16 protein-coding genes are annotated in these 21,173 nt (G+C 61.4%); 5 read left to right on the top strand and 11 right to left on the bottom strand.

Annotation, left to right across the window (positions count from 1 at the left end):
• Positions 1–202 precede the first annotated feature (202 nt).
• Entirely contained in the window at positions 203–1,660 is a 1,458-nt protein-coding gene (gltX, locus tag H9Q16_RS19185) for a glutamate--tRNA ligase (RefSeq protein WP_191077083.1), read from the top strand.
• 37 nt (positions 1,661–1,697) lie between these two features.
• Here gltX and H9Q16_RS19180 read toward each other — a convergent pair whose 3' ends face one another.
• Entirely contained in the window at positions 1,698–2,195 is a 498-nt protein-coding gene (locus H9Q16_RS19180) for an anthrone oxygenase family protein (RefSeq protein WP_191077082.1), read from the bottom strand.
• Between the two features lie 12 nt (positions 2,196–2,207).
• Positions 2,208–2,834: an NAD(P)-dependent oxidoreductase gene (locus H9Q16_RS19175; protein WP_191077081.1), complete on the bottom strand. Its 627-nt coding sequence runs from the start codon at positions 2,832–2,834 to the stop codon at positions 2,208–2,210.
• Between the two features lie 71 nt (positions 2,835–2,905).
• Here H9Q16_RS19175 and H9Q16_RS19170 point away from each other — a divergent pair, with 71 nt between their 5' ends.
• Entirely contained in the window at positions 2,906–3,490 is a 585-nt protein-coding gene (locus H9Q16_RS19170; RefSeq protein ID WP_191077080.1) for a TetR/AcrR family transcriptional regulator, read from the top strand.
• A 53-nt stretch (positions 3,491–3,543) separates the two neighbouring features.
• Complete coding sequence (locus H9Q16_RS19165) at positions 3,544–4,626, top strand: DUF3089 domain-containing protein (protein ID WP_191077079.1); 1,083 nt, start codon at positions 3,544–3,546, stop codon at positions 4,624–4,626.
• Here H9Q16_RS19165 and H9Q16_RS19160 read toward each other — a convergent pair.
• Entirely contained in the window at positions 4,623–6,137 is a 1,515-nt protein-coding gene (locus H9Q16_RS19160) for a trimethylamine methyltransferase family protein (protein ID WP_191077078.1), read from the bottom strand. The two genes, H9Q16_RS19165 and H9Q16_RS19160, sit on opposite strands and share 4 nt — an antisense overlap.
• 80 nt (positions 6,138–6,217) lie before the next feature.
• Here H9Q16_RS19160 and H9Q16_RS19155 point away from each other — a divergent pair, with 80 nt between their 5' ends.
• Both H9Q16_RS19155 and H9Q16_RS19150 read left to right on the top strand, forming a co-directional pair.
• Complete coding sequence (locus H9Q16_RS19155; protein ID WP_191077077.1) at positions 6,218–7,183, top strand: LysR family transcriptional regulator; 966 nt, start codon at positions 6,218–6,220, stop codon at positions 7,181–7,183.
• Between the two features lie 81 nt (positions 7,184–7,264).
• The gene (locus tag H9Q16_RS19150; protein ID WP_191077076.1) at positions 7,265–9,700 is read left to right on the top strand and encodes a GcvT family protein; all 2,436 of its coding nucleotides are present in this window, start codon (positions 7,265–7,267) and stop codon (positions 9,698–9,700) included.
• Here H9Q16_RS19150 and H9Q16_RS19145 read toward each other — a convergent pair.
• From H9Q16_RS19145 to H9Q16_RS19110, 8 genes are all read right to left on the bottom strand, one after another.
• The gene (locus H9Q16_RS19145) at positions 9,697–10,644 is read right to left on the bottom strand and encodes an alginate lyase family protein (protein WP_191077075.1); all 948 of its coding nucleotides are present in this window, start codon (positions 10,642–10,644) and stop codon (positions 9,697–9,699) included. The two genes, H9Q16_RS19150 and H9Q16_RS19145, sit on opposite strands and share 4 nt — an antisense overlap.
• 49 nt (positions 10,645–10,693) lie before the next feature.
• Positions 10,694–13,429 carry a tetratricopeptide repeat protein gene (locus H9Q16_RS19140; protein ID WP_191077074.1) on the bottom strand — a complete coding sequence of 912 codons (2,736 nt, stop codon included), beginning with the start codon at positions 13,427–13,429 and terminating at the stop codon, positions 10,694–10,696.
• A complete protein-coding gene (locus H9Q16_RS19135) occupies positions 13,426–14,757 on the bottom strand; it encodes an alginate O-acetyltransferase AlgX-related protein (protein WP_191077073.1) in 1,332 nt (443 codons plus the stop codon). The genes H9Q16_RS19140 and H9Q16_RS19135 overlap by 4 nt, the downstream gene beginning before the upstream one ends.
• 73 nt (positions 14,758–14,830) lie before the next feature.
• Complete coding sequence (locus H9Q16_RS19130; protein ID WP_191077072.1) at positions 14,831–15,604, bottom strand: hypothetical protein; 774 nt, start codon at positions 15,602–15,604, stop codon at positions 14,831–14,833.
• Positions 15,601–17,193, bottom strand: coding sequence for a NosD domain-containing protein (locus tag H9Q16_RS19125; RefSeq protein WP_191077071.1), 1,593 nt, complete (start codon positions 17,191–17,193; stop codon positions 15,601–15,603). Before H9Q16_RS19125 ends, H9Q16_RS19130 begins: the two co-directional genes overlap by 4 nt.
• The gene (locus H9Q16_RS19120; protein WP_191077070.1) at positions 17,186–18,607 is read right to left on the bottom strand and encodes a mannose-1-phosphate guanylyltransferase; all 1,422 of its coding nucleotides are present in this window, start codon (positions 18,605–18,607) and stop codon (positions 17,186–17,188) included. The genes H9Q16_RS19125 and H9Q16_RS19120 overlap by 8 nt, the downstream gene beginning before the upstream one ends.
• The gene (locus tag H9Q16_RS19115) at positions 18,604–19,668 is read right to left on the bottom strand and encodes a hypothetical protein (protein WP_191077069.1); all 1,065 of its coding nucleotides are present in this window, start codon (positions 19,666–19,668) and stop codon (positions 18,604–18,606) included. The genes H9Q16_RS19120 and H9Q16_RS19115 overlap by 4 nt, the downstream gene beginning before the upstream one ends.
• A gap of 9 nt (positions 19,669–19,677) precedes the next feature.
• Positions 19,678–21,159, bottom strand: coding sequence for a glycosyltransferase (locus H9Q16_RS19110; RefSeq protein ID WP_191077068.1), 1,482 nt, complete (start codon positions 21,157–21,159; stop codon positions 19,678–19,680).
• Between the last annotated feature and the right edge of the window lie 14 nt (positions 21,160–21,173).

The following is a 21,173-nucleotide window of genomic DNA, read 5'->3' as shown; positions in this document are numbered from 1 at the left end:
TCTTGCGGGTTTTGGGCTTGGGGGCAATCTTTGCCTTTGAATTTGTTGCCTTATCAGACCTCTCAGGGCCTCACCCCCCGACATAGCTGGACAGTAGCCGGGGCTCGGACCGAACTGGCGCACCGCCTCGTATTGTCTTCACAAACCCGTTCCCTTAAGAAGCGGCGATCTGATACCTCACCACCCATCGAAAGCGTTTCTCATGTCCTCTGATGCGGCTACCAAAGTCCGTTTTGCCCCCTCGCCCACCGGTAACCTGCACATCGGCGGGGTGCGCACCGCGCTTTTCAACTATCTTCACGCCCGGGCCAAGGGCGGTACATTTGTCCTGCGGATCGAAGATACCGATCTTGAACGCAGCACCGATGCCAGCACGCAGAACCTGCTCGATACTCTGAAATGGCTGGGCCTCACCTGGGACGAAGGCCCCGAAGTCGGCGGACCGGAAGGCCCTTATTTTCAGTCTCAAAGGCTGGATATCTACGGCACATACGTTCAGCAACTGGTGGACGACGGCAAGGCCTACCGTTGCTACGCGACCCGGGAAGAGCTTGACGCCCTGCGCGCAGCGCTCCCCGAAAAAGAGCGCGCTCACTTTGTCTACCCCCACATCTGGCGTGACCGCGATCCATCAGAGTGGCCCGCCGACAAACCCTATGTGATCCGCTTCAAAGCCCCGCTTGAGGGTGAAACAACCTTTACCGACAAAGTCTTCGGCAAAATCACGACACCAAACAAGACCGTGCAGGATTTCGTGATCATGCGCGGCGACGGTATGCCGCTTTATAACTTCGGCGCCGTGGTCGATGACATGCTGATGCACATTTCCCTCGTTGCACGCGGGGCCGATCACGTGAACAACACCGTGCAGCAAGTGCTGCTCTATCAGGCACTCGGCCAACCGGTGCCGGATTTTGCCCACCTGCCGCTGATCCTGTCACCGGACCGCCGCAAGATGAGCAAACGCGACGGGGAGCGTCTAGGCATTCCTGTTTCGGTCAGCGAATTCCGCGACCGAGGCTTTTCGCCGCTGGGGCTGATGGTGTATCTCACCCGCTTCGGGTGGAGCCACGGCGATCAGGAACTCTTTACCATGGATGAACTGATCGAAAAATTCGACATGGATCAGGTGACCAGTTCAGACGGTGTGTTTGACATGAAGAAATGCGTGTCGATCAACCAGAAAATCATCCAGAGCGATGACTACACGTCGATGGATGACTACCTGCTGCACATCACGCCCTTTATGCAGGCCAGGGGCTATGACACCACCGATACGGCATTCCTGCGCAAGGTCGCAGCCCTCGTCCGCCCCCGTGCGGCAACGTTCGTTGACGCCGCCGCCGCCCTCGATTTCTTCTATGAAGACACCGTGACCTACGAAGAAAAGGCTGAACCCGATCTGCACAAAGACGGTGCCAAGGCCATGCTGGACGGCATTGCCGACAAGCTCGGCGCGCTGCCGGCTTTCGATGTCGAGGTGATCCAGACCACCTTGGACGCATTTGTCACCGACAATGATCTAAAATGGAAAGACTTCGGCCCCACCATCCGCGTGGCTCTCGCGGGCCGCAAGGGCACACCGGGCCTACCTGAGGTGATCGAAGCCTTGGGGGCAGATCGGGTTCGGGCACGCCTGCACGCTGCAGCAGCCCTGTAAGGTGGGCAGAACGCCCACCCCACACGCATGTCCGCGTTCATCCCGCCTGTGCGATCAATAGCGCCGCGCTGACAAAACAGCCCGCAGTCAGTCCGGAAAACAGCGTGCGTACGTGGTTCCACCGGACCCAGGTGCGCACGTAATCTGGCCAGTAGGCCTGCGCCGCCACACCGCCGTCGGGCATCGCGGCAAGGCGTTCATTCTTGGGCACATTCCCAAGCACCGTGACCCCGAACACACCAAAGACGTAAAAAACGCTGCCAAGCAGCATCAACGCCGTCCCTGCCACCGGGGTCCAGATCGAAACGGCAATGCCTATCCCGGCGGCGACAGGCACCAACCCAATCAGCAACACCATAAAGAGCGAACGGAAAATCTCGCGGTTGAGTATCTGCATCGCCTGCGACCCGGCGGCGGGGTCCGCCATCCGCAAGGACCGCATGGTAAAATCCGAAAACGACAGGAACACGCCGCTGACCAAGGCACTTGCAAGGCCTGTTCCCATCATTCCCCACACCATCACTGACGTATTCATCTGATCGCCCTCCTAGTTCGAGATCGCGACAGCGCGCTGGTGATAGTGCCTGTCCGTCAATTGCCGCGACAGAAACTGGGCGATGTCCGCGCGGGTGATCTTCAGCGTCAGATCCTTGAGGTCGCTCGCAAACCCTTCCTTGAAACGGCCCGTCGCAGGGCCATCGGCAAACGACCCCGGGCGCACGATAGTCCAATCCAGTCCGCTGGCCTCAACCAGCCGTTCCTGCGCCTGATGGTCCGCAAAGGGAACCCGCAGCAGACCGCCGAACATGACCCGCTTCCAGAAGAAATTGAGGTTCCCCCAGCTTTCGTGCGCCCCCAGAGTGGACTGACAAATCAGCCGCCGCACACCTGTCGCCTGCATCGCACGAATGACATTCAGCGTTCCGTCTGCCCGGATGCGCCGGACCAGCGACGGGCTGCCCAATGTCACAACCACGGCATCATGGCCTGCCACGGCCTTGGTCACGTCCTGCACGCTCAGAGCGTCGCCAGCCACCAGGCGCAGTGCCGGGTTGTCGATCTCCAGCTTACCGGGTGAGCGAGCAAAGGCCGTCACGTCGTGCCCTTCCTTCAACATCTGTTCAACCGCCAGTTTTCCGACGCTCCCGGTGGCTCCAATCACAATCACTTTCATGTCTGTCTCCTTTCATTGAGCTTGACACCGTGTCAAGTTGACGTCACCGAAATAGCGCTCTACTTTACACCATGTCAAGTACAAATCTCACCACCCGCGCCCGCATCCTGAAATCAACGCAAGACCTGCTTGAGGCCGGCCGCGTCACCGAAGTCCGCATGTCAGACATCGCCAAGCTTTCGGGGATAAGCCGCCAGGCGCTCTATTTGCACTTTCCGAACCGCGCCGACCTGCTGGTCGCCACAACGCGTTATCTTGACGAAGTGCATGCGATAGAAACCGTTTTTGATCAGAGGGTTGTGCCCGCAAAGGGGTTAGACAAGCTGACTGAATTCGTGGCCGTCTGGGGCAATTACATCCCCAAGATCCACGGCGTCGGCAAAGCGCTGATGGCGATGATGGACGGCGACGCAGAGGCCCGCGCGGCATGGGATAACCGCATGACCGCCGTGCGCCGGATCGCTGCAAGCGTCGTTGAATCGCTCCAAGATGAAGGGCGTCTTTCTCCCGAGCTTTCAAAGAAAGAAGCCACCGATCTGCTCTGGACCCTCGTCTCCGTTCGCAACTGGGAATCACTGCGCCATGACTGCCGCTGGTCCCAGAAACGCTACATCAGCCACATGGAGCGCGCGGCGATCGCGCTGCTGACCGCCTAACATGAAAGCCACGACGAACTGCACCTTTCAGCTAACCGAATGAGAGATTTCCAATGACCAAATGGCTTTTCCGCATCGGCCTTGTCCTTGTCATCCTTTTTGGGCTGGCGTCCCTCTTCAGAAACGAGGTTTGGTACTTGGGCGCCCGATTGCTGATCAAACCCAGTCAGGAATTTTTCCAATCAAGCACTCCCGCCGCCCCGGACTACACCCGAAATGCCGCTTGGGCCGCGCACCCAGACACCGACGACAACGCCGACTTTGTTCCTCCCGGCCTGCCTGCAGTTGATGAACCCCGGCAAGTCGCAGCATTCTATGTTCATCCTACAACCTACATCTCCGGCGCGGGCTGGAACGCGCCGCTGGATGATCCGGACGCATCGCAATGGCGCGATGGCAGCCTGCTTCTGGCGCAGGCGAGCGCGTTCAACGCGTGCTGCACTGTGTTTGCGCCAAAGTATCGACAGGCGACTTTCTGGGTCTTCATCGATGATGCCCCCTCTGCAACTGCCGCACTTGACCTTGCCTACCGGGATGTCGCCACAGCCTTTGACCAGTTTTTGACAGAGATCGACGGCGCACCCTTTATCCTGGCGGGGCATTCGCAGGGCGCGCAACACCTCATGACCCTGCTGACAAACAGGTTCAGCACCGGGCCACTGCGCGACCGCCTTGTGGCGGCCTATGCGATCGGCCTGCCGACGCGCGGCATTCTAGGCGCAACACAAGCCATCCCGTTGTGCCAGACCGCCACCGAGACCGGGTGTTATGTCGCGTGGAATGCCATGGGCTCCGACGGACAGATGGCGGAAATCGACAGGCCCAGACCCTGCGTCAACCCGCTCAGCTGGCAACCAAATGGCGCGCGGGTTCCCGCCTCTGAGAACCTCGGGGCGCTGTCGGTAACGGGTGAAATCACCCTGACGCCCGCTTTCGCTTCGGCGCAATGCCACGCGGACCGTCTCGAAGTTGGGCCCTTTGCCAGTAACATCTTCGATGATGTGCCGCTCCGGCTGGGCAAGGACAACTACCATGTCCTCGATTATTCCCTGTTTTATGCCAATATTCGCCAGAACGCGGTCGATCGCAGCAAGGCCTTCATCGCCAGCCAGTCTCAGACTGCCGACACCGACTAAAGGATCGGGAACCGATCCCGGATCGCCTTGTCCTGCCCCGCGTCCAGATACTGCGGATGGTGGCTGGCCAAGATCGCCCGCGCCTTGTCGCGCGCCACCTCCCAGATATCGCGCGCGCCATTCTCTTCCCAGGTGCGCGGCTGCGCGCGGTCGGCCAGATCAGGATAGACATAGTCGCGCTCCATCGCTGCATGGGTCTGGGCTGATCCCAGAAAATGCCCGTCGCCCAGGATCGCGTCACAAATTGCATCAAACCCCAGCGTTTCCTCGCTCACTTCGACACCGCGCAAGGCGCGATAGATCGCCCCGTGCATCTCGTCGTCCAGCACAAAAGCCTCAAAGCTGGCCCCCAACAGCGATGCCGTCATGCCAGAGCTCTCGTAGATCAGATTGCCCCCGGCAAGGCCCGCCGCCATCGCGGTCAGTCCCTTTTCAGCCCCATATTGCGCATCAATTGCCTTGGCGTCTGTCATCGAACAGGCCACGCCCGATGGCAGCCCCAGCCAATTCGACACCTGTGCCGACGCCGCGTTCAGCACGGCAATCTCACCGCCGCCCCCGGCAAAGGCCCCGGTGCGCAGATCGATGACCAACGGCCAGTTGGAAAACACCATCGGAAAGCCGGGGCTGATCGCATGCACCATCACAAGGCTCGCCAGGGTCTCGGCCAGCGATTGCGCCAGGAAGCCCGCCAGCGTCGCCGGCGCGGTCGCCCCCGATTGCGCCGCCGTGATGCAGGACATGGGGATGTTGTGCGCAATGCATTCATAGACCACATCCACCGCGTCCTCGCCAAACCGCATGGGCGAGATGACCGGGCTGATGTGGGTCTTGAGAAACGGGCGTTTTGAAAACGCTCCTTCGCCGCCCGCGACAATATCCAGCATCTGAACAATCGGCGCGACCGTTTCTGCCAGCGTAAAGGCGGTTGCCACCGGCTTTGTCGTGTTGCGCACCAGCGCATAGGCCGTATTCACGTCCAGCTCGAAAATCCCGGGAACGTCCGTAGCGATGCAGCAGCGCGTGAACCAGCTCACGTTGGTCAATGTATCCTGAAGCCGCGTGAAATCATGCAGATCGCGCAGGGTGGCGGGCCGATAAAGCCCGCTGTCCAGATCCAGCGTCTGCACCGCTGCCCCGCCGGTGCCGAAATGCACCGCGTCGCCGCCCACCTCAATCGACCGGTCCGAATCGCGCCCATGCAGCGTAAATCGCTTTGCCGCCTGCGCGATTGCATCCTCGACCAGCGCCGCCGGTAACCTGACGCGACCATCGCCCCCCATTGCGGCCCCGGCACGCACCAGATCTTCGAACAAGCGGGCAGGCACCTCACCCAGACCCAACTCCGCCAACAGTCGCAGGGACGTTTGATAAATCGCCTCGATCTCCTGCGTCTTCAACGGCTGATACGCCCCGCCCCGCTGACCCGGTGGGGCCGGGTTCACTGCAGGCGGGGCAGCCCGCTGGGCGTGGCGGGCCTTGCGACCGGAACGATTGGGGCGTGATGTCATGGCACAAAGCGTCGTCTGCGACGCCCGCCGACGCAAGCGCGCTGGACAAGTTGAGGCAAAACCGAAATCTTGATTCGTAAATGGACAATAAAGCTCCCCCCTTCACCTTTCGCGCCGCGCAAATCTTTGTGGTCGTGGTCGAGGCACAATCGGTGACCCGTGCTGCCCACCGCCTGGGGCTCAGCCCCTCTTCCGTGTCGCAGCAACTGGCCGCACTCGAGGCCGCATTGGGCGCAAAACTGATCGAACGCTCCGCGCGCTCCTTCCGGCTGACCCGCGCGGGTACCCTTTTTCTGGAACCCGCCCGACAATTGCTGGACGATGTCAGCGCCGCCAAGGCAAGCCTCGCGCATGCCGAACACGCCCCCCCGATGAGCATCCGCATCGCCTCCATCGAAGAACTGGACGCGACGGTCATCGCCCCCTGGCTGCTGCGGCTGACCCGGACCTATCCCAACGTGTCTTTCAGCCTCACCAGCGGGGCGAGCCACGAAAACCTCGACGCACTCACTTCGCGCGCCGTGGATCTGATGCTGGCGGTAGATACCGTGGCAGAGGCCGATTGGGTCGAACAACATCCGATCCTGCGCGATCCCTTTATCCTTGTTACGGCCGCTGGCCAGACAGCACCCACCGTTGAGACGCTCAAATCACTTCCGGTCGTCCGCTATGCCAGCGATCTGCAAATCGGCCGTCAGATCGAGGCGCATCTGCGACGGTCAGGCCTGCAAAAAGCCCGTGGGTTCGAATTCTCCACCAATCAGGCGCTCTTTGCCATGACCGCAGAGCTGGGTGGCTGGGCCATCACCACGGCATTGGCCTTTTTCGGCACCCCGCGCGCAGGCGATCTGGTATCTGCACATGCGCTGCCCCTGCCTGCGTTCTCCAGACGCCTTGCCCTTCACGCGCGCGCCGACGCGCTTGGCCCCCTGCCCGCCCGCATGGCGGATGATATCCGCACCAGCCTGTCAGAGCGGATCGTGGCAGAGGCCGATAGCCGTCTGCCCTTCCTCTCAGGCGGATTCCAGATACTTCAGAAAAACTGAAACATAGATTCTTCGATGTCCGGCCCGATTGCCTGACCCCACGCCCATGCGGCATCCTGCGACGATATCAGGAGGCACCCAATGAAAACGCGCACCAAGGTTGTGGTCATCGGCGGCGGCATCGCCGGCTGCTCGACGCTTTATCATCTGACACAGGAAGGCTGGTCAGACGTGATGCTGCTGGAACGCGATGAACTGACGTCTGGCACGACATGGCATTCCGCCGCACAGGTCACCAACTTTGGCATGAACCAGACGATGGTCGGCCTCAAATCCCACTCGATTGCGCTCTACAAGAAACTGCGCGACGACCCGGAATACCCTGTGGGCTACCACCACGGTGACGGCGGCATCCGGCTGGCCAACAAACCCGAACAGATGGACGCCTACCACCACTTCGCCTCCATGGCGCGCGGCATGGGCGTCACCTACGAAGTCATTGACGCCGCGGAATGCGCCCGCCGCCACCCCCTTATCTCTACCGACAACCTGCTGGGCGGCCTCTGGGATGGCGAGGACGGCGACATCGACCCCGCACAGCTTTGCCAGGCGCTCGCCTTTCATGCGCGCAAGGCCGGGGCCGAAGTGCACCGCAACACGCCCGTCACGGCCCTCAGGCAACTTGAAGATGACACCTGGGAGGTCGAAACCCCCAACGGCACCATCAGCGCCGATATCGTGGTCAACGCGGGCGGCTACCGCGTGAACGAAATCGGCGCGATGATGGGCGTCCACCATCCCGTCGCATCCATGGAACACCAGTATTTCGTCACCGAAGACATCCCCGCCATCGTCGAGGCGGACCACCGCATGCCCCTGCTGCGCTGCCCGATCAGCGACTATTATTCCCGACAGGAAAAGAATGGCCTGCTGGTGGGGTTCTACGAACAGGACTGCCGCACATGGGGCATGGACGGCATCAGCCCGGCCTTTTCAAACGACCTGTGCCCCGACGACCTCGACCGCGTGATGGACGTGCTCGAAGGTGCTTTCGCCCGCATGCCCGCCCTCACCGAGGTCGGCATCAAACGCGTCGTCAACGGCCCCATCACCTACACGATTGATGGCGCGCCACTGGTCGGCCCGATCCCCGGCAAACGCAACGCCTATTGCATCATCGGCCTGCGCGCGGGCCTGGGCGAAGGCGGCGGCCACGGCTGGCTGCTGGCCCAACAGATCGTACATGGCGAGGCGTGTTATGACACCTGGGTGCTCGACCCGCGCCGCTTTACGGGTCACGCCAATGTGGAACTGACCGCGCTCAAGGCCATCGAAGACTACCAGAACGAATTCCGCTTTCACTACCCCCACGAACACCGCCCAGCCGGGCGGCCCGCCAAAACCACCCCGCTTACACCGGTGCTGGCCGCCGAAGGCGCGCAGTTCACCGTTGTGAACGGCTGGGAACGGCTGGAATACATCAAACCCGCACCGGGTTATACCGAAGACCACACGTTCAAATTCTCCAACGCCTTCGACGTGATCGCGGCCGAAGTCGCCGCCGTGCAAAACGGCGTGGGGATTACCGAAGTCAACGGCTTCAACCGCTTCGAAATCACCGGCACCGATGCCCACGCCTTCCTTGACCGCATGTGCTGCGGCACGGTGACCCGCAAACCGGGCCGCGTCGGTCTTGGCTATCTGCTGAACCACCATGGCATGCTCAAGTCCGAAGCAACCTTCGCCAATGTCCCTGCAAGCCACAGCGGGCCGGATCGCATCTGGTACGGTTCTGCGGCAGCGGCTGAGTTTCACGACATGGACTGGCTTCAGGCCCACCTGCACGACGACGAAGACGTACAGATCAAATCCCTGACCAATGACTTGACCATCCTCGTCCTCGCCGGTCCGAAAGCGCGCGATGTCTTGTCTGCGGCATCCCGTGGCGACTGGTCCGCAGCCGCCTTCCCGTGGCTCAGCCTGCGCGAGGCCTTCATCGGCATCGCCCCCGCTGTTGTCATGGCTGTCAGCTTTTCAGGTGAACTGGCCTATGAAATCCATGTTCCCAACGCACAGCTTTACGCGGCCTACCTTGCCCTGCGCGCTGCAGGCGATGCACATGGCCTGCGCCTTTTCGGCAGCCGCGCGGTCGAAAGCATGCGGATGGAAAAGGGATACCTGCACTGGAAAGCCGATATCCTGACTGAATTTGACCCGTTTGAAACCGGCCTCGACCGTTTCGTTAAGCTCGGGAAAGGCAATTTTATCGGCAAGGAAGCCCTTGCCAAGCGCGCCGAAACGCCGCCCGCCAAGCGCCTGGTCAGCCTCAAGATCAACGCCGCAGATCGCCCTGCCTACGGCGGCGCATCCGTCATGGTAGAGGACAAAGTTGTCGGCACCGTCACCTCCGGCGATTGGGGGCATCGGACTGGTCTGAACCTTGCCTATGCTTTTGTTGATGCCGATCATTCGGCGATCGGAACGGCGCTTTGGCTTGACCTGCTGGGCGACAGGATCGCGGCACATGTCATTCCGTCGGGACCATACGATCCCGAGTATGCGCGCGTCAGGGCCTAGAACCCGCGCCAGATGCGCGTCTGATCACCGCCCAGCTTCGAGTATTTCAAAGGTCGCCGCTCAGAAATCGCGGCCTCCAGCTTGCGATCTCCCCGCAAACGAAGCCAGCTTTCGACCCAGGCAAGTTGGAAATCCTTGAGGTCATCGATACCCTCAGACACCGTCTGAGGCTCGCCACTCAGCGCTTCTGAGGCCACGCCGCCTGCAGCTACATCTTCCAATGTGAAACTTACAATCCGGTCCAGCGCGTCCTCGCACCGTGCCGCGACGGACAGGCCCTGCTGCTCCAGAAGGGCCGCGGCAACCGTCAACGGGGCGACCGCATGCAATTGATAGTGCAAGGCAAGCTCACCGCGGCCCATCTCCTGCGGCAGGCTGCCGTCTGCATTTGCGGTGCAGGCCACATAAGAGATCGACCACGCGGCCCAGCCGCGCATCACCGGATCATGCGCGACCATGGCAACAGCGGCACCGGCCAATCCCGCCCAGGCCCGCAAATTGCCGCTGGCCGCACCATCCGGCGCGGTTTCCCAGAACGTCATCTGCGCTTCCATGCGCCGCACCAGCCAGGCGTGCACCTCGGCCAGATCCTCGGGCGTGCCTGCCGGGGCCACCTGACCCGCGACCAGCGCCAGTGCCGCCAGGCGCGACCCGATGGTCAGCTCTACCGTCTCGGTTCCCAACACGGATAGCGCATCCGCCTGCGCCCAATGCACAAGTTCTGCGACAACACAGGCCGCTGCGGCCAGATCATTGGCCTCCAATGCCGCATCGGTCTGCTCCGTCATTCGCGCGACAAACGCATCCAGCGGCGCCAGCGCTGCTTCGGTTTCCTCGGCACTTTCAGGGTCAATTTCCGACCGGGTTTCATCCTCTGCCACATATCGGCTGGAAAATGTGAGATCGATCACAGGTGCTGCAAATTCCGGACATTCAGCGGACATGGCCACGCCAGGTATCAAAGTGAAAAAGATCAGCGCCCATCGCATCCCTCTAAAGCCCGCTCTTTACGCGTAGCACGTGCGCCGTTTCAGCGGCCTTGGGGTGGCCGACGCGACCTGCCTGATCCAACCACAAGAGCGCTTCTGCCGGATCCGCCGGACGCCCCAGACCAAACCCGATGGCATAGCCATATTCATACATCGCATCGCGGTGGCCGCGTTCCGCCGCCTGCTGTAACCAGTTCGCTGACCGTCCAAGATCTGCGGTCAGCCGGGCACGCTCGCGCAGCAACATCGCATACTCATACGCCGCATTCACTGACCCGGCTTCCGCTGCGCGTTGCAGGGTAAGCCCGATATCAACAGTGGTTTGCACCTGCTTTTGCACTTCATCCGGTGCCGCGCGGAAAAGCGCCACGACATCAGGCAGCGACGCTGCACTGCTGTTCTCCAGCGCCTGCAAAATGTAGCCCGAGGCCGCTTCGGCATCATAGGTGGCCAGATCGGGATTGGCCGTCAGCACAATCAGGCGCATCAGCGCGCCCGCGTCCCCGTCCGCAAGCGCACGTGCCGCAGCGTCGGCGATACTGGGTGCGGTGCCATCATTAAACCACCCCATCTGCCGGTTCGACAGACGCAGCTTGGACAGCACATGCCCCCCCTCGAAATGAAGCCCGATCCGCCGCCAGTGATAGCTCATCTCGCCTTGACCGTGGATGGCATAGGCATCTCCCAACTCATCCGCGTCCTTGGTGCCGCAGTTCATCAGCGAAACCGCGCGGTCCACGTAGTCATCGACCCGCCCTGCATCAATATGGGGCATGGCAAACATCAGTCCCAGAAAATCCCCGCGCGCTTCGATCTTGTCGGCAAACTGGGCATAGACCTCGGCCTCCGAGCGTTCCCCAGACTGTAAACGCGCCAGCAAACGGATCGCACCACCCTCGCCCCGGTTGCCCGCCATGGTCAGCAGCTTGACGATCTCCTGCGCCACTTGTGGGTCGCGTGCGTTGTACTCCGTCAGCGCGATCGCCAGATCAAGCGCGGTGGTGACCCCGTTGTTAAGATGAACCCGGCGGAAAAACTCCATGGCCAGTTCCCGCTGCGCCGGCGTGGTGGCCAGTTCAAATTCTAGTTCGGCAAAGGCCTCGAGCGCCTGGTTGGACCGGTTGACCCGCGACGCCCAGAACCGCAACGCGGCCTGAGGGGCAAGCGGGTTCGACTGCACACGCTGGGCATGGCTGGCAACCATCTGCGATCGCCCATCCAGCGCCTGCGTTTGGATCTTCGCGATGGCCTCGGGTGCGCGCTCGGGTGCCAGCGCCAGCAGGTCTGTCGCATTGACCGACACCGTGCGGTGGCCCGTTGCCCGATACTGCGCAGCCCAGGCGTCGGCCTGCGCCAGACGCGGCGCGTCGTTGACCTGACAGCGGTAAAGCCTGTCAAGATCGGCCATCGCCTGCGGTTCGCCCTGACGCGCGACAACCTCCAGCAGCAGGCTTTCGGCGCGCACGATCCGCGCGGGGTCATCGCGATACCTAACCAGCATCCGGGCCAGCTTTTGTGCGCCCGGCCCATCCCCCCGACGCACCGCTTCCTCAAGCAATTCCATGGCCTTGGCTTCCCCCGCCCAGCGCCCGCGCCGGATCAGGGTTTCGGTTGCCAGCCGCTCGAACACGCGGCCCGGCGCCTCGCTCACCTGCGAGATTTCGCTCAGATATTGCAGATACTTGCTGTCTTCACCGGCTTCCATACCGTCGATATTGACAACAAGCTCAAGCTTTTCGGGCAGGCTGCGGGCGGTACGCCTCACGTCTTGGCTGTAATTGAACCCCAGCATCGCCTGCAATTCAGCGCGATCAACCGCGCCGGAGGCTACCAGTGCGGCCTCATCGCCGGGTGATATGCTGATCCCAAGCCGCACCGCCTGTTCCAGATAGCTGCGCAGCTCAATATTGTCCTTCTGCGCGGCATCGGCATTGAGATGGAATTCAACAACCCGCCAGGCAGATTCAGCTCGCCCCAGATCAGCCGCAAAGCGATACCACGCCAGCGCAAGAGCAGGGTTCTTCGCAACGACATCACCTTTCAGATAGGCCTGCGCAATCTGTTCCGCGCGCCGGCAGACGCCACTGTCCAGCGCGCCCAGAATGCCGCCAAACGCCATCGTGACGGTCAGATCAAGCGGTGCATCCCAATCGTCTATCAGGATGCCCTGCTGTGCCAGCCGCGCGATTTCCAGCAGCGCCCGCGCGTTGCCGCCAAACGCCGCCTCTCGAATGAGCTCTTGCGCAAATGCCGGATCGGCATCCACACCGATCCCGTCATTGTAAAACCGCGCAAGCGTCACCCGCTGATTGTTGCTCAGCTCCTCCACCCGGTCGCGCAAACCTTCGATCAAACCGGATGAGTGCAGCGTCTCCATGCGCCCTGCACGCAGCCACAGATCGACCTCGGCAAACGCGGCGTCCACTGAATTGAATTCCGCGTCCAACCCGGTCCGCCGGGCAATCAGCACCTTGATGAAATCAAAGTACCGATCCGCGTCATCCTGACTATAGACCCTGATGTCACGGCGCAAAAAACGAATGCGATCCTTATCGGTCAGCACCTCCCGGTCACCATCCGTAGTCAGATCATCCGGCCCGGCCGCAACGCCCGCGTTGTAGCACACATCATTGGGCTCAACATCGGGCGGCAGGAACTCAAGATTAAGCGCCTGCGCCTCGGCCCGGGGCGCAAGGGCTGCCAAAAACAGCACACAGGAAAGCAGGGCGGTACGGATCATTCTGTCGCTCCGCGGATACAGGCCGTCAGACTGGGCTGCGGGCCATAGGGCTGCGGGATCTCGATCTCGACCGATCTCAGACCTGTTGCTTCAAGACCGGATAGCGGCATATAGAACCGTCCCGTAAGCAACTGATCGGGATGACGGTAAATGCTGCGCGGGCGCACCAGATCGTCCGCTCCCCTGAAATGGAAACGCACGGCCGACACAAATGCGCCGTCTGTATCAAGCGCCAATGTGACGTCTTGGCCGGCATCAAGACCCTGCAGATCGGCCACCACCCGCCCCGGACCGGAACCGGGCCCAAGGGTCAGCGGCCTTGAGCAGCTTTCGCCACCTGCCGCGATGAGCTCTTTCATCGGTTGATCGCCGTGGTTGGCAAGCGACGTCCACAGCGGGAATTCCCACACCAGAACTTGCGGCGGGGCGGCGCGAAAGTCCACGGAGGTCAGATAAGACGACATCGCCGCAAACGCCCCGCCACCCGCGACCCCGTACCCCAGAACCCGCAGACCACTGGCCGCGCTGAGGTAGCCGGAAAAATTCAGCGCCGCGGTGCCGGTGAATTCCGTGCCGATCACCGCCGCAACGCCAACACTGTCTGAGACTGGACCATCAGGTCGCGTTGTCTCGGCGGCAAACGCAACCGTCGGCAAAGTGTCCTGACATGCCAGTTGCAATTGGGCCCGCATGACGGAAGGCAGCGTGACCGCACCGACAGGCTGGGTCAGGAACTGACCACGCGCAAGGTCCTTGGTGTCCGGGTGCTGAGCCAGAATATCCGCAATGCTCGCAGCCATGACCTTGCTGCCTTCGGCGGTCGGGCGCGGGTCTGCGGCGAAAAAGGGCATCCGCCCGGCCAGCGCAGATTGCCGCAAGGCGCGGCGCGGGTCGGCCACCGCAATGCCGGCACCCGCCAGACGCTGCATGACATCGCGGTGCACAGCCGTGGCGATATCGGGGTCAAACCCCACGTGCTGCGCCATCGCGGGCAACTGGTGCGCCAACACATGCCCGCGTCCGGGCACCGGCATCAGCACCAGCGTCGTCCCGCGCGAGCGCAGCGCCCGGCTCAGCTCACCAATCAGCGCGATGCTTTCATCGCTCAGGGTCTGATAGGCGTGCATATCCGGATCGATGCGGAAAAACACGCCATCCCTGCCCTCAATCGCAGGCAAGGCACCATGCACCTCAAGAGCGCGGCAATCATAGGCGGATTGTGCGGCGGCTTTCCCGGGCGCAAGCGCCAGCGCGACCATCGCCAGACAGCCCAGAAGGCCCGCGTGCCATAAGCGGCGCAAGCCCGAGTGCCTCGTGCGATCTGTCATGTCCGGTTTCACTGCAAGCCCCGCTGCTGTCCGGTTATCGTTGTTCTTGGCTGCTGCCTGTCAGCCTATTGTGTCAGCCGTTCTCCATCAGGCGCAAGAGATTTTGCGCCGTTGTCCTGACCGCCAGATGGCCCGATGCCTCTGCCGTGGCCAGATAGCTCCGCGCCTGATCGAGCGCCGAGCTGTCCGGTGTTGTCTTGCTGCGTTCGCTTTCGAGAATGGCCATGGCAAGACCAAGTTCGATGCGCCCGTCGCCCTGCGTCTGAGCTTCGGACAATATGCGGTCGCGCGTGGCGTCCGAGAGCGGCCCGAAGAGGCGGCCCTCACCGTTGAATGCGACCAGCGCGTCCAGTGCCAGCGCGTTGCCCGCCCAGGCATATGGATAGAGCACCTTAATATATTTGCGTACACGCGCGCGCGGTTCCTGCGCGGGATCAAGCTTGTGCATCGCCTCAATCATCGGCCCCAACGTCCAGACCCGGCCTGTCCCGACCGCAATGGCGGAAAAATAGGCGATATCTGACGGCGACGCTGCCACGCGGCCCGATATCAACTGGCGCGCATAGCGCTGCGCGGCCAGACCGTCACCCGCCAACGCCAGCTGGCGCATGTCGTCGCTGCTGATACGATCCCCGGCGTGCATCGCCTCGCGCGCCTGACGCAAGGCAGCCGTGCGCAGCGTTTTGGAAGACCTCAAGCCCCGCTCCACCGTGACCGAAATGCGCTGCGCCTCTTTGGACGGTGAGATGAGGATAGGGATAATCGGCGATTTCGCCGTCTCCGCAAATGCGCCAAGAGGCAGCAACGCCGCCCCAACTGCCCCAAAAACCACCCCGCGCAGCGTCATGTTTCGCTCCCGCACAGGGGGGTCAGCATTTCTTGTGCGTGGGCTTTGCCGCGGTTCAGCCGCCAAGATCCCTCGCCCCGAAGATCCCGGACCAGCCGGGTGCTCAGCCGCGCTATATCGCCATCCAGCAGTTTGGGTAGCTGCCTGGAAAAGTTGTTCCCGGATATCCAGATTTCTGCGCCCGTTGCCGCCGAAAGGCCCGCGCCGTTCGCCTCAAAAATATTGTCACGCACTGCTGTGCGGGCATCTTCGGCCTGTGCAGACACCCAGACACCTGCGCTGCGGTTGCCCGTGATCAGGTTCTGCTGCACCACAACACCGTCGCTTTTGCGCACTTCGATGCCCTTTTGGCGATTGTCGACAAGGATATTGCCCTCGGCCAGACCGCAGCGCGTATTGAGAAACTTGATCCCCGCGCCGTCGCGTCGCCAGATCAGATTATCGCGCACCGCAACGCTGTTGGAATTGCCGTTGATCAGCACCGCAACCCGCTCACCGCCCAAAAACACATTCTGGGCAATCAGGGCATGATCAGACCCCAAATCAACGCGGATCGCATTGGTGGGCGCCGTGCCCCGAAAGAGGTTGCCGCGCACAACGGCATATGGCGCGTTCATCACATTCAGCGCATTGTTGCGCGCATTGCTGAAGGTGTTGCCGCTAATTTCTGCAGCCGGCGCACCGGCAATGGTAACAATCTTGATGTCGTCAAACAGATTGCCCCGCAGGATCACCCTGCGCTTGGCCTGCATCAGCGGATTGCCCGCAACCGTCAGTCCGGCGAATTTCGCGGTGCGCCCAAAACCAAGGCCGCGCAGCGTGCTGCCGACCATCTGAATGGATCCACTGCCCAAAACTGTCACAAACGGCATGAAGACCGGCTCATGCGGGTTCTCCCCGCCAACCACTTCGATCAGCGCACCGTTGATCTCAAGATGCCCCATCGACAGGACAAACGCCCCCTGGTCGCGGGCCAGACCCATCCGTTCGCCAGGGCTCAGCCGCAGCGTGGCGTCGGGCCACAGTACCAGCGGTGCCGTGAACGTGCCATCAGCACGCGGAGGCATGCCGTTGGCCGCAAAAAGCGACCGCACGTCGGCAAGCGTCACAGTGCCTGAGCGGATGGACAGCGCCGTGCTGCCTCGCGCGCCCTGTGCCGTGATCACGGAAAGCGTATTGATCCCGCTGTAAGACTGCGCCAGCGACGCCATCATCAGTCGGAAATTCGTCGTGCCCGCATCAACGGGGCCCTCTCTTTGGCCGCTGCTGCGCACATTCGGTGTTTGGATCGCCTGACCGGTCTGAAGCGCGAAAAGCCCGCCTGCACCGCTTAGCGCGGGTTTGCCTGTCGCGGCATCATCCGACGGCGCCGCAACCCGCCCCGCTGTCCCTAATCCAAGATCAGCGCGCAGCGCAGCGACATCCACGGGACGCAGGACCTGACCGGCTGTCCGGGCCTCGAATGCACGTACAGCGGCGCGCAATTCCTTTGCATCAAGCGTTGGACCTGACAGCGCCGCCACAGGCGCAAGCAGCGCCACTGCCACCACGCAAAAGCGCAGCAACGGGAGGCGCAGTAGGCTAGCCATTCACGACCTGTCCTATTGATTTCGGCTGGAAGTCAGCCGATTCCAGCGTGACAAACAGCAATTCCGACTTTTCGTCGCTTAGGTTGGTGATCACAACAGGCGCCTTGGCGTCCGCATATATGCGCCCGCCTTCCCCAACGGATTTCTGCCATTCCGCACCTGTTGCATGCACACGTCCGCGCACAACCAGTGCCTGACGCGCGTCACCGGGCTCAATGGTCAGCGTGGATCCCACGCCGATTTCGGCCGCACCGACCTGATAATTCTCACTTGGGGCCAGCTGCGACACCAGCTTGGCATCGACCATGGGGACCATCGCGGGCTTGGCCTCGTGATGGCGCTCCGCTTCCGGGCGTCCCGTCCGCTTGAGCTCATCGACAATGGCCTTGACGTTCTGCGTCTCATCCATGCGTGCGACCAGCAGGGCGTCTGCCGTGTCGATCACGATGATATCGCTCAGCCCCACAACAGAGACCAGACGACTGTCTGCGCGCACCATCGTGTTTTGCGCCTCATGTGCAATCACATTGCCCTGCAACACATTGCCATCGGTATCGGCGGGCGAAATGCCATACATGGCTTTCCAGCTGCCCACATCATCCCAGCTTACGTTCAGCGGCGCAAAAGCGATCCGCTCTGTCCGCTCGAACACGGCGCTTTCGGTGGGCTGGGCAGCGGCTTTTTCAAAGGGCTCGCTTTGCAGATAAAGCACGCCATCCTCGACCGTGCCTTCCAGCACACTTTGCTGCACATGCGCCGCCGTCATCGGATCAAACGCGCGGTATTCGCTGCGAATGGTTTTCGCTGCAAACATGGAAATGCCCGAGGCCCAATAGGCGTTGCCCGCCTCGATAAGCGCGGTCGCATCTTCAACAGCAGGTTTTTCGACAAACTGCGCGACCTGACGCACAAAAGGATCTTCGCCCAGCGGGCCCTTGTCGACGATATAGCCAAAGCCACTTTCAGGATACCGCGGCGTGATGCCAAAAGTCACGATATGGCCCGCCTGACAGGCTGGAATACAGGCACCAAGCGGCGTGACGAGGTCGCCCTCGATCACATGATCGGCAGGCACCACGACAAAGATCGCATCGGGATCGTCCGCCAGCACAACCTCGGCAGCGGCCAGCACGGCCGGACCGGTGTTGCGGCCCATGGGTTCGCAAATGATCCGCGCCTTGACCTGCAATTCCTGCAACTGCTTGCGCACGGTGCCTTCATGGATGCGGCCCGTCACAATAATGGGATCAGCAAACTGGCTGCTGCGATGACGCTGCACGGCGGTTTGGAAAAAGGTCAGTGTCCCTTCGCCCCCGATCCGCTGGAACTGCTTGGGGCTATGCTTGCGCGAGATCGGCCACAAACGGGTACCGTTCCCTCCGCAAATGATCAAAGGCGTGATCTTAGTCATCATTCAGTCTCCTGCCGCACGCCGAACACGCCCAACAGTGTCTTTGACAACCGCAACCGCGCCGACTTTCCAACGTCAACCGGGTCCAGACCTTCGCCCTTCACCGCAAGGTCAACAGGAACATACAGATCGCCAGTCAGCGCTGCGGCACGGGTTGTATCTTTGACCAGAACCTCGACCGGATACTTCCGACCGTCGTTCAATTCGATACGTGCAGGATCGCCCTGCAGTGCCCGTGTCAGCCCTTCGATGCTGATCATCGTCCTTAACCTTAATGATGAGCTATCGTCGAAAATTGTCAGAATTAAGTCCTCAGGAAGGACAGTTGCGCCTTCATATATTTCTGAGGCAAGTTGAACCTCACCCTCTCTAGGCATTTGAAAACTAAGAACATCTCCGGTCGTGGCGGCGATGGTATAGGCCACATCCCCGACCGCTGCATCGCCATCCAGATAGGTCAGCTGACCTGCAACCGTGGCTTGCATTGATTGCCCGCCGCGGTCGATGAACACCGGATGCAATTCATACGCCGTGGTGTAGCGGCCAAAAACGACCGTGGCCGCCACCAGCACGAAAAGAAGCGAGGCAAGGGCCACCCCAATGGACCGCGCGCGGTCGCGCACGGACCTTTGCACCGCGGCCTTGGGGGCCTTGGGCTGGGTCGGGCCGGTATAGCTCATCATGCCCTTGAGCGTGACAAGATCGCCTGCAATGTAGCTGTTGATCAGATACCGCAACTGCGCCAGATGCGCGCCGGTCGGCTCAGAAAACAACAGCGTCAACGTATCACCGCTTTGCCCCTGCACGGTGACATCCGCGGTCAGCGTGACGGAAAAATCCTCGAACGGGAACTTCAGCGTACCCAGCCTGCGTGTCCCAGGCACCGCCTCGCCCACAGGCGAAGACACCTCCATCTGCGTGACCGACAGACGCGACCCTTCAAACACTTGATCGCCGACGCGCAGCGAAAACGGCATCGTGAGCATCGGATGCTCATTCTCCAGCCCGAAATCCTTGGGAATGGGCGTGGCGTTGTCGCCGGATGGGTTCTTCTGATCCGTCATCGCTACCCGTTACTCCAACGTATTCAGAAACATGATTGCAATCGTCAACCAGGCATAGGCCAGCGCGTGATGCGCCGTGCTTTCCATCATCTTGAGCCGATCATAGAACGCCACCACCTTCGCACCGCCGCCGCCGCCCTGCCGCGTCCACTTCTGACGGTCCAGACGGAACAACACGAACGTCTTGATCATCGCACCGGTGATTTGACCGAAATACAGCACAAAAGGATGCGTGATCGGGAACCACTCGCGATTGAAAAGCGCGATGTAAACGCAAAATATGTACCGCGTCATCATCACCCACGCCAGATAAAGCGGGATCACGATCGGCGTCGCAACAATCGCCGTGATGATTACCGAAATGGGACCAACCAGCGTGGTCCAGCAACTGACGCGCTGATCCAGAATGGACCACCACGTGAAAAATCCGATGTCCTTCGGACCCAGACGGATGGCGCGCCCATTGGTGCGCATCATGTTCCCGAACCACCGCACCATCAGCGTCTTGGCGCTGTCAAAGAACGTATCGCGCGGCTGGCCCTCATAGCTCGCGGACTGCACATCCGGCAGATAGGCCGTCTCGTAGCCGTGGGTCAGCAACCAGTACCAGGTGGATTTGTCATCCCCGGTCAGAAAGTTCACGCGGCCGAGGCGCCAGTGATCCAGATAATCCTGCCCCACGGCGCGCACAAACGTGGGATCGGTGCTGAGATCGGCGCGAAAAACGCTCATCCGCCCTGTCAGCGTCAGAACCCGGTTTGACAGCCCCATCGAACACATCATCACCTGCCGCTGATTGAACCGCAGACGAAACCAATCCTTGAAAAGCCCCTCGGGCCCGATGATCGCCGCCTCATCGGTGGTCAGTGCCCCGGTCCTGGGATCGGTGAACACAGGGGCGGAACGCGCCCAGATATCCTCGGGCACGATGGTGTCACCATCGACAAAGACCATGATATCGTTATGCGTCGGCGAAAAGCTTGCCAGAATGCGCAGTGCTTTTTGCATCGCATCCCGCTTGCCGTCCGATTTGATCCGGTCAATCACCAACTCGACGTGATTGGGATCGACATCCATCGCGCGGTAGATGCCCTTGATCAGCCGGTCGTCCATACCATCCACGACAGAGGCGACAATCGTCGCCCCATCCCGTGCCGCCATCGCTGCCTTGAAAATCGACCGATAGACCGGCAGCGTAATGTCAGGATCCACCATATAGGTGGTCACCATGAAATAGCAGTGATGCTTGGCCCGGCTCTGGGCAAACCGTTCATCGCGCCGCTTGCGCCAGCGCGGATACACCAGCCGCTTGAACCACAGCGCACGGGTAAAGTTGATGGCCGCCCAGCTATAACGCCACGCCCCCAGAAAGCCGATCACAAGGATCGTCCCCTGCGCCCCTTGCGCGTTCCCCAGGAACCCCTGGGGAACGGCGCATAGGAACAAGATGGCGACTGAGAAATACGCCAGATGTGTGGTTGCTCTGAGCATCGCTGCGCGACCTG

It is taken from the genome of Sulfitobacter aestuariivivens, assembly GCF_014763045.1.
Classification (GTDB): Bacteria; Pseudomonadota; Alphaproteobacteria; order Rhodobacterales; family Rhodobacteraceae; genus Sulfitobacter; species Sulfitobacter aestuariivivens.
The sequence above is the reverse complement of the archived record's forward strand: the minus strand, read 5'-3'. Positions and strand labels throughout refer to the sequence as shown.